This window comes from Kovacikia sp. CALU 1929 (genome assembly GCF_056784235.1).
This window is the reverse complement of the sequence record NZ_JBXBCF010000065.1, coordinates 161,418-174,643: the sequence shown is the minus strand read 5'-3', so window position 1 is coordinate 174,643 and position 13,226 is coordinate 161,418. Positions and strand designations below refer to the sequence as shown.

At 48.4% G+C, this 13,226-nt stretch carries 18 protein-coding genes; 10 read left to right on the top strand and 8 right to left on the bottom strand.

From position 1 onward, the window contains the following. Positions 1-298: 298 nt before the first annotated feature. Positions 299-1,963, bottom strand: a complete 1,665-nt coding sequence (pgm, locus tag AC1S52_RS12480; protein ID WP_482029337.1) for a phosphoglucomutase (alpha-D-glucose-1,6-bisphosphate-dependent) — start codon at positions 1,961-1,963, stop codon at positions 299-301. 333 nt (positions 1,964-2,296) lie between these two features. Here pgm and AC1S52_RS12475 point away from each other — a divergent pair, with 333 nt between their 5' ends. Together AC1S52_RS12475 and AC1S52_RS12470 are read left to right on the top strand one after the other, a co-directional pair. Continuing rightward, positions 2,297-2,584 (top strand): hypothetical protein, encoded by a 288-nt coding sequence (locus AC1S52_RS12475; RefSeq protein ID WP_482029336.1) that lies wholly within the window; start codon positions 2,297-2,299, stop codon positions 2,582-2,584. Then, a complete protein-coding gene (locus tag AC1S52_RS12470) occupies positions 2,581-2,835 on the top strand; it encodes a hypothetical protein (RefSeq protein ID WP_482029335.1) in 255 nt (84 codons plus the stop codon). Before AC1S52_RS12475 ends, AC1S52_RS12470 begins: the two co-directional genes overlap by 4 nt. On the opposite strand, the gene AC1S52_RS12465 is transcribed toward AC1S52_RS12470, so the two are convergent. The 3 genes from AC1S52_RS12465 to AC1S52_RS12455 form a co-directional block, all read right to left on the bottom strand. Beyond that, entirely contained in the window at positions 2,779-3,138 is a 360-nt protein-coding gene (locus AC1S52_RS12465) for a pentapeptide repeat-containing protein (RefSeq protein WP_482029334.1), read from the bottom strand. The genes AC1S52_RS12470 and AC1S52_RS12465 overlap by 57 nt on opposite strands. Beyond that, a complete protein-coding gene (gene rpsU, locus AC1S52_RS12460; protein ID WP_482029333.1) occupies positions 3,138-3,320 on the bottom strand; it encodes a 30S ribosomal protein S21 in 183 nt (60 codons plus the stop codon). The genes AC1S52_RS12465 and rpsU overlap by 1 nt, the downstream gene beginning before the upstream one ends. Positions 3,321-3,445: 125 nt before the next feature. Next, positions 3,446-3,751, bottom strand: a complete 306-nt coding sequence (locus tag AC1S52_RS12455; RefSeq protein ID WP_482029332.1) for an RNA recognition motif domain-containing protein — start codon at positions 3,749-3,751, stop codon at positions 3,446-3,448. Between the two features lie 299 nt (positions 3,752-4,050). On the opposite strand from AC1S52_RS12455, the gene AC1S52_RS12450 reads away from it, so the two are divergent. The 3 genes from AC1S52_RS12450 (at position 4,051) to AC1S52_RS12440 (ending at position 5,653) form a co-directional block, all read left to right on the top strand. Further along, a complete protein-coding gene (locus tag AC1S52_RS12450; RefSeq protein WP_482029331.1) occupies positions 4,051-4,998 on the top strand; it encodes an RNA polymerase sigma factor, RpoD/SigA family in 948 nt (315 codons plus the stop codon). A gap of 106 nt (positions 4,999-5,104) precedes the next feature. Beyond that, positions 5,105-5,341, top strand: coding sequence for a hypothetical protein (locus AC1S52_RS12445; protein WP_482029330.1), 237 nt, complete (start codon positions 5,105-5,107; stop codon positions 5,339-5,341). A gap of 54 nt (positions 5,342-5,395) precedes the next feature. Further along, positions 5,396-5,653, top strand: a complete 258-nt coding sequence (locus AC1S52_RS12440) for a hypothetical protein (protein WP_482029329.1) — start codon at positions 5,396-5,398, stop codon at positions 5,651-5,653. A 284-nt stretch (positions 5,654-5,937) separates the two neighbouring features. On the opposite strand, the gene AC1S52_RS12435 is transcribed toward AC1S52_RS12440, so the two are convergent. Further along, positions 5,938-6,078: a hypothetical protein gene (locus AC1S52_RS12435; RefSeq protein WP_482029328.1), complete on the bottom strand. Its 141-nt coding sequence runs from the start codon at positions 6,076-6,078 to the stop codon at positions 5,938-5,940. Between the two features lie 286 nt (positions 6,079-6,364). Here AC1S52_RS12435 and AC1S52_RS12430 point away from each other — a divergent pair, with 286 nt between their 5' ends. Continuing rightward, positions 6,365-7,252, top strand: coding sequence for an SDR family oxidoreductase (locus AC1S52_RS12430; RefSeq protein ID WP_482029327.1), 888 nt, complete (start codon positions 6,365-6,367; stop codon positions 7,250-7,252). Here AC1S52_RS12430 and AC1S52_RS12425 read toward each other — a convergent pair. Then, a complete protein-coding gene (locus tag AC1S52_RS12425) occupies positions 7,237-7,773 on the bottom strand; it encodes a dihydrofolate reductase family protein (RefSeq protein ID WP_482029326.1) in 537 nt (178 codons plus the stop codon). The genes AC1S52_RS12430 and AC1S52_RS12425 overlap by 16 nt on opposite strands. A gap of 105 nt (positions 7,774-7,878) precedes the next feature. Next, positions 7,879-8,436, bottom strand: coding sequence for a phycobiliprotein lyase (locus tag AC1S52_RS12420; protein ID WP_482029325.1), 558 nt, complete (start codon positions 8,434-8,436; stop codon positions 7,879-7,881). A gap of 300 nt (positions 8,437-8,736) precedes the next feature. Between AC1S52_RS12420 and AC1S52_RS12415 the strand changes: the two genes are divergently transcribed. From AC1S52_RS12415 to accC, 3 genes are all read left to right on the top strand, one after another. Beyond that, on the top strand, positions 8,737-9,279 hold the full coding sequence (locus AC1S52_RS12415; protein ID WP_482029324.1) for a phycobiliprotein lyase: 543 nt from the start codon (positions 8,737-8,739) through the stop codon (positions 9,277-9,279). 442 nt (positions 9,280-9,721) lie between these two features. Then, positions 9,722-10,426 carry a TIGR02117 family protein gene (locus AC1S52_RS12410; RefSeq protein WP_482029323.1) on the top strand — a complete coding sequence of 235 codons (705 nt, stop codon included), beginning with the start codon at positions 9,722-9,724 and terminating at the stop codon, positions 10,424-10,426. Positions 10,427-10,652: 226 nt separating this feature from the next. After that, positions 10,653-12,005, top strand: a complete 1,353-nt coding sequence (gene accC, locus AC1S52_RS12405) for an acetyl-CoA carboxylase biotin carboxylase subunit (protein ID WP_482029322.1) — start codon at positions 10,653-10,655, stop codon at positions 12,003-12,005. A 124-nt stretch (positions 12,006-12,129) separates the two neighbouring features. Here the strand turns inward: accC and AC1S52_RS12400 are convergent, their stop codons facing one another. After that, positions 12,130-12,414 carry a YggT family protein gene (locus AC1S52_RS12400; protein ID WP_482029321.1) on the bottom strand — a complete coding sequence of 95 codons (285 nt, stop codon included), beginning with the start codon at positions 12,412-12,414 and terminating at the stop codon, positions 12,130-12,132. Between the two features lie 251 nt (positions 12,415-12,665). On the opposite strand from AC1S52_RS12400, the gene psbX reads away from it, so the two are divergent. Next, positions 12,666-12,788 (top strand): photosystem II reaction center protein PsbX, encoded by a 123-nt coding sequence (gene psbX / locus AC1S52_RS12395; RefSeq protein ID WP_482029320.1) that lies wholly within the window; start codon positions 12,666-12,668, stop codon positions 12,786-12,788. Positions 12,789-13,226 lie beyond the last annotated feature (438 nt).

The window sequence follows — 13,226 nt, the reverse complement described above, 5'->3', positions numbered from 1 at the left end:
GTCAAAAACCCCGTAAGATAAGCAACCTTAGGGCTTCTAACTCCTTAAAATTCGCACGACTACTGACTGGTGGCTTGTCAGCCTTGAATTTCTGAGTCTGGGATTTAGAAAGAAGTTATTACTTTGGAGGTTTTCAACCCCCAAAGTAATTCTTGACAGACCACTAGTTGTAGTGGACATTTAATTTTGCAACATCAAGGCATTGGAAGCGTTAGGTTTCGCTGGTGCTCTACCCAATCTACGTTGCGAAACTTCTAGATTGCTCTACCAGTGACCAATGACCAATGACTCCTTCCAACTAAACCACATTCGCAACAATCTCCTGTGCCTCTTGCAAAATCTGCTCCAGATGATCTTCACTCTTGAAGCTTTCGGCATAGACCTTGCACACATTTTCTGTACCCGATGGGCGGGCGGCAAACCAGCCGTTTTCTGTGGTTACTTTTAAGCCTCCGATCGCCGCCTGATTGCCAGGTGCATTGGTTAACCGAGCAGTAATCGAATCCCCCGCCAGGGTCACTGCTTTGACATCCTCTGGGGACAGTTTACCCAGACGAGATTTTTGTTCAGGGGTTGCTGGAGAATCAATACGTTTGTAAAACGGCTTGCCCAGTTTTGCTGTTAAGTCCTGGTAGTGCAAACCAGGATCTTTGTCGGTTCGGGCGGTAATCTCGGCTGCCAGCAGATCCATAATTGGACCATCTTTATCGGTTGTCCAGACGGTGCCATTCATACGCAGGAAGGAAGCCCCGGCACTTTCTTCACCACCAAATCCAAAGGAGCCATCCAGCAGCCCCTCGACAAACCACTTAAAGCCAACCGGCACCTCACAGACTTGCCGCCCAATCTCCTTCGCAACCCGGTCAATCATATTACTACTGACCAGGGTTTTACCGATCGCGCTAGTGGATGACCAGCCGCTGCGGTTAGTAAACAGATACCAGATGGCAACAGAGAGAAAGTGGTTGGGGTTCATCAAGCCCACACTAGGGGTGACAATGCCGTGGCGATCGGAATCCGTATCGTTACCAAACGCAATATCATACTCATCTTTAATCTTCACCAGGCTTGCCATCGCGTAGGGAGAAGAGCAGTCCATCCGAATTTTGCCGTCCCAATCAACGGTCATGAAGCGAAAAGTGGGGTCAACGACCTGGTTGACAACGGTAATGTTTAAGCCATAACGTTCGGAGATCGGCTCCCAGTAACCGATATTGGAGCCACCCAAGGGGTCAACCCCAATCCGAATCCCCGCTGCACGAATGGCTTCCATGTCCACAACCGTTTCCAGATCGTTGACGTAGGGCGTAATAAAGTCAAACCGATGGGTGGTGGAAGCCTTGAGCGCTTGCTCATAGGGAATGCGTTTGACATCCCGGTTTTTGGCTGCCATCAACTCGTTGGCACGAGCCTGTACCCATTTGGTAATCTCTGTCCCCGCGGGTCCCCCAGAGGGAGGATTATACTTGAAGCCACCATCAGCCGGGGGGTTGTGGGAAGGAGTGATGATGATGCCATCGGCTAAACCATCCACTCTACCTCGGTTATAGGTCAGAATTGCATGGGACACGGTTGGCGTAGGGGTAAACTGAGCGTTCCCTTCCCCAGCGGCAATGTAGACCTCGACCTCATTAGCTGCCAGAACCTCTAAAGCTGACTTTTGAGCAGGGATGGAGAGGGCATGGGTATCGATTCCCATATAGAGCGGACCATCAATCCCCTTGCTTTTGCGATATTCTGCCACCGCCTGAGAAACTGCCAGAATATGATCTTCATTGAATGTTCCATTGGCAGATGAGCCACGATGTCCTGAGGTGCCAAAACTAACTTGCTGGAGGGGATTCTCAGGATCGGGATGAATCGTGTAATACTCGTCTAAAAGCTTCTCAACGTCAATCAGGATATTCTCAGGAGCAGGTTTGCCAGCAAGAGGATTCGTTTTCTCTTCTGCCGTTGTCTGCATTTGCTTTCTCCATACGCTGCTAGGGACAGGCTAAAAGCCTATCTAAAAATCCTTAACGGTCAAAGCCCAGTGGTTCACCAAAGGAACTTTGCCTGGTAATCTAAACCCAGAAAAACCGATTTGCGGTGGTTTGAAGGGTTTGCAACCCTTCAAAATCTGCTTGGCAGACTACTAGAACTGAACCCAGGAAGGTTTCGATAGGCTTTAAGTCAAGAATATCGTGAAACCCTGCCAGTGGCAGAAGGTTTTGAGACGTTTTATACAGCAAGGAACAGGGAATCGGCGAAGAGTTGTGCTGGTTGGCTGAATAAAAGTTCTGGTTTGCATCTGTTTATGAGTACACACAATCCTCAACCCAATCAATCCCTTTCTTTCGAAGAATCGGCTGGTTACGATCGCTCCATCCTCAACTACATCCACAACGCTGCTGCCCACAGTTTCTATGAAATTCGTGGACTGGGTGCCAAGAAAAAACTTCCCCACTTAAAGGATGGTGCGTACCATTCTGCGATTGAGGATTATGCCGCGATCGCAACGGCACCGGGTTACTGTCACCCTTGCCACGCGGACAAATGCCCGGTCGGAATCACTACCCAGATCCCATACTGGAGCAGCGTTTGATCCCCGAAGTAGGTGCTCGCCATCTCAAAATCTATTTGCAGACCTTAACGATGGAACTGACGACCATCACTCGCGCTTGCGGAAAACAAAACGTTCACCACCTGGAGCGGGAAGACCTGGTTGCTCTGACAATTGAAGCCGCCGCGATGGCAGAGCTGCCCCTGGCTGGAAGAACCAATTTGGTTCCCTGGTTTTCAAGAAGACGTTCTGAGGCGATCGGAGATGGCAGCATAATTGATCCCGTCTGGTAAAATCGCTCCTTGTAGATAGGCGTGCTTCAGGATCGCTTCATCCAGGTTCGCCTCGCTTAAGTTCGCCTTGGTTAAATTTGCCCCACTCAAATTGGTGGTGGTTAAGTTTGCTCCGGTTAGGTTCGCTTCGGTCAAATTTGCATTTGCCAGATTGGTGCGAGTCAAGTTTGCCTTAGTCAAGTTGGCACCGCTCAGGTTGGCACCCCTTAAATTCATATTCCTCAAATTGGCAGCCATCAGATTCAGATTTCTAAAATCTCTTTGCCCAGCAGCATACCGACTCAGAAGCTCCTGGATATTCATTAAGACCGCCTCCGGCGCTGCTTATGCTTGGCAATGGCTTTTCGCTTGCGCTTTTCAATTGGTGTTTCAAAATGGCGATGCTTCCTCATGTCTGGAAAAATCCCCGCTTTAGAAACGACTCGCTTGAACCGCCGTAAAGCTGACTCAATTCCTTCGTCTTCGCCCAGAATTACTTGAGCCATCCTGTTTCCTCGTCAATGAACTGAACTTCGATCGCATTAATAAGGGTTGTGCAAACCCTAAAAAAAGGGCAGACTCTTCGCCTGCCCTCCAAGACTACAGAGTTACAATCCTTAGATTCCAGCCGCTAGTAACGCCGAGAAGATCGATTATTGTTTGACCAGTTCCCACCGCCTGAAGGCTTTCTCTCTTCGCGGGGTCTGGCTTTGTTCACTTTCAGGTCACGCCCCATCCATTCGGCTCCGTCTAAGGCTTCGATCGCAGATTCTTCCTCTGCCTCAGTCTCCATTTCTACAAAAGCAAACCCTCTCAAACGCCCTGTCTCCCGATCAGTAGGCAATTGAATCCGCTTAACGGTTCCGTATTCTCCAAAAGCTTGGGTGAGATCATCCTGGGTGACCTCATAGGACAGATTTCCGACGTAAATAGACATGAATTATCTCCAGAATCAGAGCGTGCAGAGAGTTAGATTCGGAGAAACGCTTAAAAAACGAATTACACAGCCGAAAATAATCTGTGATAGTAGCCTAGCACAGGATCTATGAAAGACTACCGTCGAGATCGGCGATCGATTGAATTGCTGCAATATCGCTCATAATGAAGGCACCTGCTCAATGTATTCACGCTTTCTGTTTGGGGTAGTGAATCTAGATGCCGAGTGGATCGAGGGACTGTCTGCCTAGCAAGCTCCCATTTTTGAGAAAAGTTCCTTCAAAGAAGAGAGGTTGGACTGTGAATGTAAGCCAAGATATGGTCCGAACCTATCTGCTTGAAATTGCTCAAATCCCTTTACTGACCAAAGACCAGGAAGTTACCTATGGTAAGCAAGTTCAGCAAATGATGGCTTTAAGGGGGATGCGCGACACCCTGACAGAAACAGCGGGTTGTGAACCCAGCACTGCTGTATGGGCACAGGAAGCTAACCTGGAGGAGCAGGAGTTAACCTCCGTTCTGACGAGTGGACAGCGGGCAAAACGCAAAATGGTTGAAGCAAACCTGCGCCTGGTAGTTTCTGTCGCCAAAAAGTACCAGAGACGAGGTGTTGAGCTTTTGGATTTAATTCAGGAAGGAACCCTGGGTTTGGAGCGGGGTATCGAAAAGTTTGATCCTCTACAAGGTTATAAATTATCGACTTATGTTTACTGGTGGATTCGTCAGGGAATAACCCGCGCGATCGCCCAACAGGGTCGAACCATCCGTATCCCCATCCATGTTTATGATCGGCTGAGCAAAATTCGGCAGACTCAAAGACACCTGTCTCAACAATTTGGGCGGAAGGCAACCTCATTAGAAATTGCTACGGCTTTAGAGTTGGAGATCTCTAAGGTTAGAGAATGTTTGGTCCTGACCCGCCAACCCATTTCGCTGGAGATTCGATTTGGGGAGAATCAGGAAACAGAGTTGGTGGAATGGTTGAAAGATGACAGCCCCACCCCTGAGGATTACACAACGACTGAGGCACTCCGCCAGGATATCCAAAAATTACTGGCAGAGTTACCCCAGCGTCAGCAGGAAGTGATTACGTTACGTTTTGGGTTGGCGGGCAACGAGGCACAAAGTTTACAGGAAATTGGTCAACGCCTGGGGTTGAGCCGTGAGCGGGTACGCCAGATTGAGAATCAAGCTTTGACTCGCCTGCGTCGAAACCGGGGTCAAGTGCGTGAGTATCTAATGGTCTGAATCTAATGGTCTGAAAGAGTGTGTTGATTCATAACAGATAGGACAGAAATTAATCCTAATTTGGGGAAGGATGGGAATATAAAGAAATCCTTAAGAGGAAAGACTCATGGTGACTGCCAGAATGATGCAACAGCTTTGGGCTGTAATCGAGTCTACACAAGTCAGCACCCTGCTTCAGTTTGATGACTCTGCCTTAGTCCAATTGCTTCTCAATCGGTTCAAAACTCAGCAGGCGATTGATGCCCAGGCTGCCCATAGCCTTGATCGTTACATCCATGCAAAACTTCCTTTGATTCGTGATATTGCTGAAGGGAAACTAACCATTGAGCAGGGCAGTCGTTAATATATAGTCAGCGATCGCCCTTTCCCAGATTTCCCCCCGGATGCTAACCTCATCATGAACCACTGGCTAGGCATTGCCCTGATAGCGTATTTCATCGGAGCCGTGATTGAGGGGGTGAATGCTGCCAGTCAGCTATCTCGTTCTGTATCAGAATTAGATGACAATGCAGAGGCGCATTCTTCATCCGCGGATGAACCATCCCCTGGGGAATGGCAAGTGGTTGCCGTCATTGCAGGAGTTAGTCTTTGTGGGGCGTTCCTGTGGCCCTGCCGGCTTATTCACCGCTCTATTAAGGGCAATCAAACAACCTGAAGAATTTCCCCAAACTGCTGTAAAGTGGTTTTCCCAGGTATGAGGTACATTCCCGATCCTCTGCCAACGGGCTTTGCCTCATTTGAATAAGAATTGCTATCTATGCAGATGTACCTAGCGTTCCTATCTGGATTGGAAGAGAGACTGTCCGCTGGTGGTTAGAACTCCGTAGAGCGAGGCTTTTTCTTAAGATTGAAGGCTTGTGCCTATTTAAGAAAATGGATAAACTGCACAACGGGTTGGGAGAATTGGCGATATTGGGTTGCTTTTGCCTCAATTGTCTGTCACTGCCCTAACGCCAATCCACAGGGAAATTCATACTTTGCCTGAACCCGATCGCTGGCAATGCGGAGTGCTGCCTGCGATCGCTCGACGAAATCCTCTAATGCATACTGATTGCCCGGTGTGAAATATTCTTCAACCACTAGGGAAGGCGAATAGCAGATGTCCTGAGGACCCGTCGGGCCACTAAATTTGAAAGCGGATTTCCGGCATGGAAACAGAGATGGGAAAAAGATGAGTATCGGAACGATAGTTCCTGGTACGAAATGAACTCCTCGATTGGAGTTGAAATGGAAGAATTTCTTTTTATATCACACTTATTCTGTTGCCCCACCTAAACCTACATCTCAAGTACTAACTTTTGTGCAATCTGTGGGAGTTAATTGTTAGCTTTAGATAGCAGCCAACAATCAACAACAACTAACAACCATGTTTTTAGTTACTGGAGCAACCGGAGGGCTGGGTCGTCGAATGGTGCGGTTACTGCGTGAGCGGGAATTGCCGGTAAGGGCGTTTGTCCGGCTTACATCTCATCACGCAGAACTGGAGCATCGGGGCGCAGAGATTTTTATTGGGGATTTGCTTCGCGATCGCGATATCGAAAAAGCCTGCCAGGGTGTGCAATATGTCATCAGTGCCCACGGCTCTAATGAGACCTCTGGCGGCGATGCGGAATCGCTCGACTACCAGGCAAATATTGAGTTGATTGACCAGGCGAAAGCGGCAGGGGTGCAGCACTTTGTGTTTATCTCTGTTCTAGGAGCCGATCGAGGATACGAGGATGCCCCAGTGTTTAAAGCAAAGCGGGCAGTGGAAAAGTATTTGCAAGCCAGTGGCTTGAACTATACGATTTTGCGTCCCTCTGGGTTTGCTTCTAACCTGCTGCCGCTGGCGGAGCGCTTCCGGCAGACGGGTATCTATCTGTTGATTGGCGATCCGCAGAACCGTTCATCCATTGTTAGCACTGACGATCTGGCACGAATTGCGATCGATTCAGTTTATAAGGAAGGCGCACGAAACCAAATTTTGCCCGTAGGGGGTCCTGAAATCTTAAAACGGGGAGAAATTCCGAAAATCTTTAGCCGGGTGTTTAATCGGGATCCGCTGATTCTAAATCCGCCCCTGTTGGCATTTGATGGAGTGCGGGGAACGATCGGATGGTTTAATCCCAAATTACGGACATCCTTAGGCACCCTGCGGACTTTACTGGCAAATGAGTTTTTCTGTTCAGCGGCAGAGACTGAGCATTTAGAGTCTGTTTTTGGCTTCCAGCTAGAAACCTTGGAAAGCTTCCTGCGTCGTTATTTAGCCGTGTAGCGCTTGGGACTATTGTGATAAGTAAGCTGGATTAGTCCAGTATCAAAAGTTTCAGCTTGCTGAAAGTTCAGGTTCAGGGTTGGTAGAGGCGCACGGAACAATGGAATACCGTCACCCAGGATGATGGGGAGAATTGAAATGATAAACTCATCAATCAAATTCTGTTGCAGAAAGGACTGAATTAGTTCAGCCCCACCGACTAGCCAGATGTCTTTTCCCGGTTGTTGCTTCAACTGAGTGATCAACTGCGTCGGATTGTCTGAGGTAAACTGTACGTGTTCATCCCGATTTCCTCCGTTGCGCGATCGGGAAAAGACCCATCCTTCAGCATCCTTATAGGGATACTCACGAAAGGTTAACACCTGTTCGTAGGTGAGTCGTCCCATGATGACTGTATCAATCCGCTTGAGAAATTCGTTATACCCGTAGTCCTGATCTGTAAACAGCCAATCTACTTCACCGGAAGTTCTGGCAATGTAGCCATCTAAACTACAGGCAATGAAAAGAATCACCTTACGCATCAGGCAAGACCAGTAGAGTAACGTTTCATTCTATGATTGAGGAGCTATCTGATCAAATCAATACGCCCCAACCATAGCTATTTGAAAATGGGTGATCAGGCGCTTTCAGGCTGCTTTTTGTTCAACTCCAAAGCCTACCAGAACAACTTCCTCTAATGGTTGCCCGGTATCTGGACGACGGTAGTTGAGGATTCGGCGGATACGTAAATGGGGATTAATCAGAGTAATAGAGTCTACTGACACCACACGGGTGTAAGTTGTGGTCATCAGCAATTCTCGCTTTTCTGGATCGAAACGAAACCGGGCAATCATCGGTCGAGATTCTTCATAGGCGCGATCGCGCAGATAGTCCCCTTCTAAAATCAGGGAACCAGACGGCTGGTAAACAAATAGCATGTTCAGCGCATGGGCAGCTTTTTCACCCTTTTCGGATACCGTTTCAAAGGCGAGGTGATACCCTGGCAGACTATCAATTTTGGCAGGCATCGCGTACCCGTTATCTGACAAAACTTTTGTTTTAATGTCTGAAGTAATCGCTTGAATCACAAACTCGGTATGCGATCGCTCAACCACTTGATCGGTCAAGTAGTGGTAAGTACGTTCGGTAATCCAGGTACCCACGCAGGCATCAAAAAATTGCTGAAACTGTTGAATGGAGTCCATCAAGACCTCCAGAGTGTTTACTTGAGCAGGCGCTATAGCGATCCTAAATTGAATGGTGAAATTTCCAGCGTCTGCGGTTTCCAGAGTATGGAGTTTCCAGAATCTATTCTGCCGGATCCACTCAAGATCTCCAAGGGTGTGCAACCTATTGCGCCTTCTTTAGAATAAAGACAGGCGGTATAGTCTTCTCAATTCCTGGAAAAAAGGTAGTATGGTATCGGAAATGTAACGTTTTTTGTACCCAGCTTGACTAGGTGCATTGATTGATATGTCACTACTACTCTCATGAGGTTCATGTCCATGTCTTTCCCGATTCAGCCTACACAGACATCTTTAGAAGCTCTGGTAAATGATTTTTTCCGGCGATCGGAGGGTGACTGGCATTCTGAGCGGCGTTATTACACCTTGCATAATGGCGAAACCCAGGAAGTTGTAAGCTCGTTGACTGTTCGCTTCCTGGAGCAGGGAAACGCTGAATTAATACGTCTTGCTCAAGTGCACGAGCTAACTGACCAGGCGGCAATGGTCTGCGGAGCATTAACCACCTGGGAAAGTAACTATGCCGGACCTAGCAAGAAGCAACTGACGGGTTCTACGGTGTTTGGAGTGCTGGGTGAGAAGCTGTATCGCGATCGCGGCTTTGCAACCACTAAACCCATCACTGCCCTATTCACCTTCCCCGATCAAAACACCATGCGCTTAAGAACCGAGTACAGCGGATCGACATTTGAAGAAGAGATTAAGCTAATAGGTACCAAATACCGAACTCGACAGACAATCATTTCCCGTGCCGGTGAAGAGCAAATGATTGGGCAGTATCTTGAGCGTCGAATTGTTAGTTAGTGAGGGCAAGCGCCATTTCCAGCAGAATTCTTGGCTCAAATGTTCCACACAGATCTGACTGACTGGAGGTTTGCTCCAATTAAATTTGCTTGCTGTAGATTTGCCTCTTGATTAGCATTGCAACCCTTGTGAATCAGTTTATCCTCACTCCAAATCCTTCTCCCACAGGAGAGGGATTTTTAAACTGACTTCTTTTTTTGTAGAAAAAGTGAGCTACAACTCTTGCTTCTTGTCCCCTTGGTAGAGGGCAGCGAGAGGGCAAATTTGGCTTTCGCACCACTATTACTTAGTCTGGTAAGTGCTGAATTTGACCCTTATCAGCACATAGAACTCTGCGTCTCTGTTCCATTCACCTCAAAAGCTTTATACAGAAGTTAATTTTATGTAATGCAGAAATCAACTTTTCAGGCTGCATGATGGATTCATGTAAAAGAATTTGTGGATGGACTACGCAGTTGTTCTAAGGCGGTTTGGTTTGTACGTGTCTGGTAGCATTTTGACGGTTTTGGTTGTGCTGGCGATCGCAGCCATCACCCCCCGCAAGTGGGGTAGCCTTCCACCCCAAGGAGACTGCGGACTTAAAATCTACGTCTCCGGCGATGTGATGCATACAAACCTGATTGTCCCGGTGTCCTCTAATGCCTTCGATTGGCGTAAACACCTGGATCTGGACAACGTGGGTAATCGTTCAGCCAGAGATTACCGTTATCTCCAATTTGGATGGGGCGATCGTATCTTTTACATGGAAACGCCTTCCTGGTCAGAAATGAATTACACCAGCGCCCTCCGAGCATTGTTGTTGCAAAATCCTTCCGCCATGTTCGTTAAAGGTCATTCCACTGTTCCCCACTATGCCGGTGAAAAGCTCAAATGTCTCAGCCTCAGCCAGACTGACTACCTGGCACTCATGAAATATATAGAGGCTTCCTTTGAAGCAGATTCCCAGGGTAAAAAGCTCCGCCTGGGAAACGGACAGGATGGTGAGAGCGGCTTCTATGCCGCCAACGGCAAATACTCCATGTTTAAGACCTGCAACTCCTGGACCGCTGATGCCCTCAGAACTGCAAATGTGAATACCCCCCTCTGGGGCGGACTCGCGCCTGCCGTTATGTTTCACCTACAGGATGACTGTCAATGTGAAGAGTAGAACTTTAGGCAGGAGAGAGCAGAGGGGCAAAGGAGTTTTAGAGTTAAGAGTTTTGAGTTTTAGTCCCCCTCCTCACCCCGTTCGGCTGAGCGCTTACGTCGAAGCCTAACACCCCTCACCCCTACACCACCTTCTCACCCCTGATCCCGCATCATTTTGCCCAATCCCCTTCCAAGCGATCCTCGGAACCGTCTATTCTACTGAATACGGAATGAATGAATAAAAGATGCAATTTTCAAAAATCTTGATTGCGAATCGCGGAGAGATAGCTTTAAGGATTCTCCGTACCTGTGAGGAGATGGGGATCGCTACCGTTGCTGTCCATTCGACCATTGACCGCCATTCCCTTCATGTAGAACTGGCAGATGAAGCGGTTTGTATTGGTGAACCTCCCAGTAGCAAAAGTTACCTCAACATCCCAAACATTATTGCGGCTGCCCTGACTCGCAATGCTACCGCTATCCATCCAGGTTATGGATTCCTGGCAGAAAACGCCCGCTTTGCCGAGATTTGCGCGGATCATCAAATCGTTTTTATTGGTCCCTCCCCTGAGGCAATTCGCGCTATGGGTGACAAATCCACGGCGAAAAAAACGATGCAGCGAGTGGGCGTGCCTACCGTGCCCGGTAGTGCTGGATTGCTGACCGATGAAGCAGAGGCACGGGCGATCGCCGATAAAATTGGTTACCCCATCATCATCAAAGCAACTGCTGGCGGCGGCGGACGGGGGATGCGCCTGGTGCATGAAGAGGGGGATCTGAGCAAACTGTTTGCCGCTGCCCAGGGAGAGGCAGAAGCCGCCTTTGGTAATCCCGGTGTTTACCTGGAGAAGTTTGTCCAGAAACCACGTCACATCGAGTTTCAAATCCTTGCAGATAGTTACGGCAACGTCATTCACCTGGGTGAGCGGGAATGTTCGATTCAGCGGCGGCATCAGAAGTTACTGGAAGAAGCCCCTAGCCCAGCCCTGACCCCAATCCTGCGGGAGAAGATGGGCACTGCTGCTGTGCTGGCGGCAAAGGCAATCAGCTATGTCGGTGCGGGAACCGTCGAATTTTTGCTGGATCAATCTGGTGAATTTTACTTTATGGAAATGAATACTCGCATTCAGGTTGAGCATCCCGTTACCGAGATGATCACTGGCTTAGATCTGATTGCCGAGCAAATTCGGATTGCTCAGGGAGAACGATTGAGCCTGACTCAGGATCAAGTCGTGCTTCGGGGGCATGCAATTGAATGCCGCATTAACGCTGAAGATCCCGACCACAACTTTCGCCCAAATCCTGGTCGGATCAGCGGCTATCTGCCACCCAGTGGCCCCGGTGTCAGAATGGACTCCCATGTATATACGGATTACGAAATTCCCCCCTACTACGACTCCCTGATCGGCAAACTGATCGTTTGGGGCAGCGATCGCCCTGCCGCCCTTCGTCGCATGCGCCGCGCCCTGCGCGAATGTGCCATCACTGGCTTACCGACCACCATTGCCTTCCATCAAAAGATCCTGGAAAACCCAGACTTTCAAAGAGGAGACGTGTATACGAACTTTGTCGAGCAGATGATGAAGCAGGAGGAGTAGGGGGAAGGGGTTGTTAGTTATTGGTTGTTGGGTTTTAGTTGCTAGAAGAATATAGCAAGCTTAGACCTCCGAGATTTTCAAAACCTCGGAGGTCTGGGGAGCTTTGAGCATAGTAAACCAGAGGCTAAAACATCATCTTTAGTAACCCCTGTTGCCCTAGCAAAATCTCCCGCAGCAAGCTGACAATGCCAACCCAGATGATAGGGGTGATATCCACTCCACCCAGGGGAGGAATGACTTTTCGAGAAGGTGCTAGTAAAGGCTCCGTTAGGATCGCAATCAGGTTGAAGGGAAATTGCGCCAGGTCGATCTGGGGATACCATGCCAGCACAATCCGAAAGATGAAGAGTAGTGTCATCAGTGCAAGCAAGGGACCCAACGTCCAGGAAGCGATCGCCAGAACATCCATAACCAATCCCTCAATCTTTAAGTCATGTAAACAGGTCTACCCTACCTATTCTACCTCCCTTCATCTTCTCCCTCTCCCTTCTTCTGCCCTTCTCGCCTCCCTCCCTAACCAGTAACAACCAACAACTAACAACCCTCTTCCCCCCTCCCCTCCCCCCCTTTCTAAAATCCTTTGCCTCCCCGCTTCTCAAGTGCGTAACAGACCGTTAAAATTATGAGGACAAACGGTTGTTGATAGAGGCAAAGGAATCCATGACTCCGTCTTTAGCAAATTTCTTGTGGAGCCTGCTTTTAGGGTTCGTGATTGTGGTTGGACCAATTGTGACCGCGCTGGTATTTATCAGCCAGAAGGATAAAGTTAGACGTTCTCTCTAAGAGCCTTATCTGAAAACTTCGTTGGGTTCAGTTGATTGGGTTCAATAAACCAGGTTTTGACGATTAAGGCTTTTTACATGGACTTTAAGCCTCAGTAGGTTCATCTCGATGGACTTAAACCTCACCAATTTAGAAACCTGTAGGTTTTCCTGGGAAAAATCTCCAGTTCTCAACTTGGATGGGATTTATTACTGATGCTCCAACTCTCGATAATCAATTTATGCGTGAAACCTCAGTCGGGCAAAAGATGGCTTCGTCTATCTTTAAAGCATCTGGCTGAGGTTTTTGTATTATCGAATGGCTTATTTTGGGAATGCTTTGAGTAAAAGTCTGAAATGGATGGGTTATCCTTTTTCTGTCAGTCTGTTTATTGGGTATAAAGGGAAGGCAGTACCCAGTCAGTTTTGCGAGTGTATGCCTGTATAGACTTGGAGATTC

What these genes read in the sequence shown, in the direction of transcription:
- psbX (WP_482029320.1), top strand. Translation starts at nt 12,666, where the DNA reads ATGACTCCGTCTTTAGCAAATTTCTTGTGGAGCCTGCTTTTAGGGTTC.
- AC1S52_RS12420 (WP_482029325.1), bottom strand. Translation starts at nt 8,436, where the DNA reads ATGGACTCCATTCAACAGTTTCAGCAATTTTTTGATGCCTGCGTGGGT.
- pgm (WP_482029337.1), bottom strand. Translation starts at nt 1,963, where the DNA reads ATGCAGACAACGGCAGAAGAGAAAACGAATCCTCTTGCTGGCAAACCT.
- AC1S52_RS12410 (WP_482029323.1), top strand. Translation starts at nt 9,722, where the DNA reads ATGGACTACGCAGTTGTTCTAAGGCGGTTTGGTTTGTACGTGTCTGGT.
- AC1S52_RS12475 (WP_482029336.1), top strand. Translation starts at nt 2,297, where the DNA reads ATGAGTACACACAATCCTCAACCCAATCAATCCCTTTCTTTCGAAGAA.
- AC1S52_RS12445 (WP_482029330.1), top strand. Translation starts at nt 5,105, where the DNA reads ATGGTGACTGCCAGAATGATGCAACAGCTTTGGGCTGTAATCGAGTCT.
- AC1S52_RS12440 (WP_482029329.1), top strand. Translation starts at nt 5,396, where the DNA reads ATGAACCACTGGCTAGGCATTGCCCTGATAGCGTATTTCATCGGAGCC.
- AC1S52_RS12465 (WP_482029334.1), bottom strand. Translation starts at nt 3,138, where the DNA reads ATGAATATCCAGGAGCTTCTGAGTCGGTATGCTGCTGGGCAAAGAGAT.
- AC1S52_RS12430 (WP_482029327.1), top strand. Translation starts at nt 6,365, where the DNA reads ATGTTTTTAGTTACTGGAGCAACCGGAGGGCTGGGTCGTCGAATGGTG.
- AC1S52_RS12455 (WP_482029332.1), bottom strand. Translation starts at nt 3,751, where the DNA reads ATGTCTATTTACGTCGGAAATCTGTCCTATGAGGTCACCCAGGATGAT.
- AC1S52_RS12400 (WP_482029321.1), bottom strand. Translation starts at nt 12,414, where the DNA reads ATGGATGTTCTGGCGATCGCTTCCTGGACGTTGGGTCCCTTGCTTGCA.
- AC1S52_RS12415 (WP_482029324.1), top strand. Translation starts at nt 8,737, where the DNA reads ATGTCTTTCCCGATTCAGCCTACACAGACATCTTTAGAAGCTCTGGTA.
- accC (WP_482029322.1), top strand. Translation starts at nt 10,653, where the DNA reads ATGCAATTTTCAAAAATCTTGATTGCGAATCGCGGAGAGATAGCTTTA.
- rpsU (WP_482029333.1), bottom strand. Translation starts at nt 3,320, where the DNA reads ATGGCTCAAGTAATTCTGGGCGAAGACGAAGGAATTGAGTCAGCTTTA.
- AC1S52_RS12425 (WP_482029326.1), bottom strand. Translation starts at nt 7,773, where the DNA reads ATGCGTAAGGTGATTCTTTTCATTGCCTGTAGTTTAGATGGCTACATT.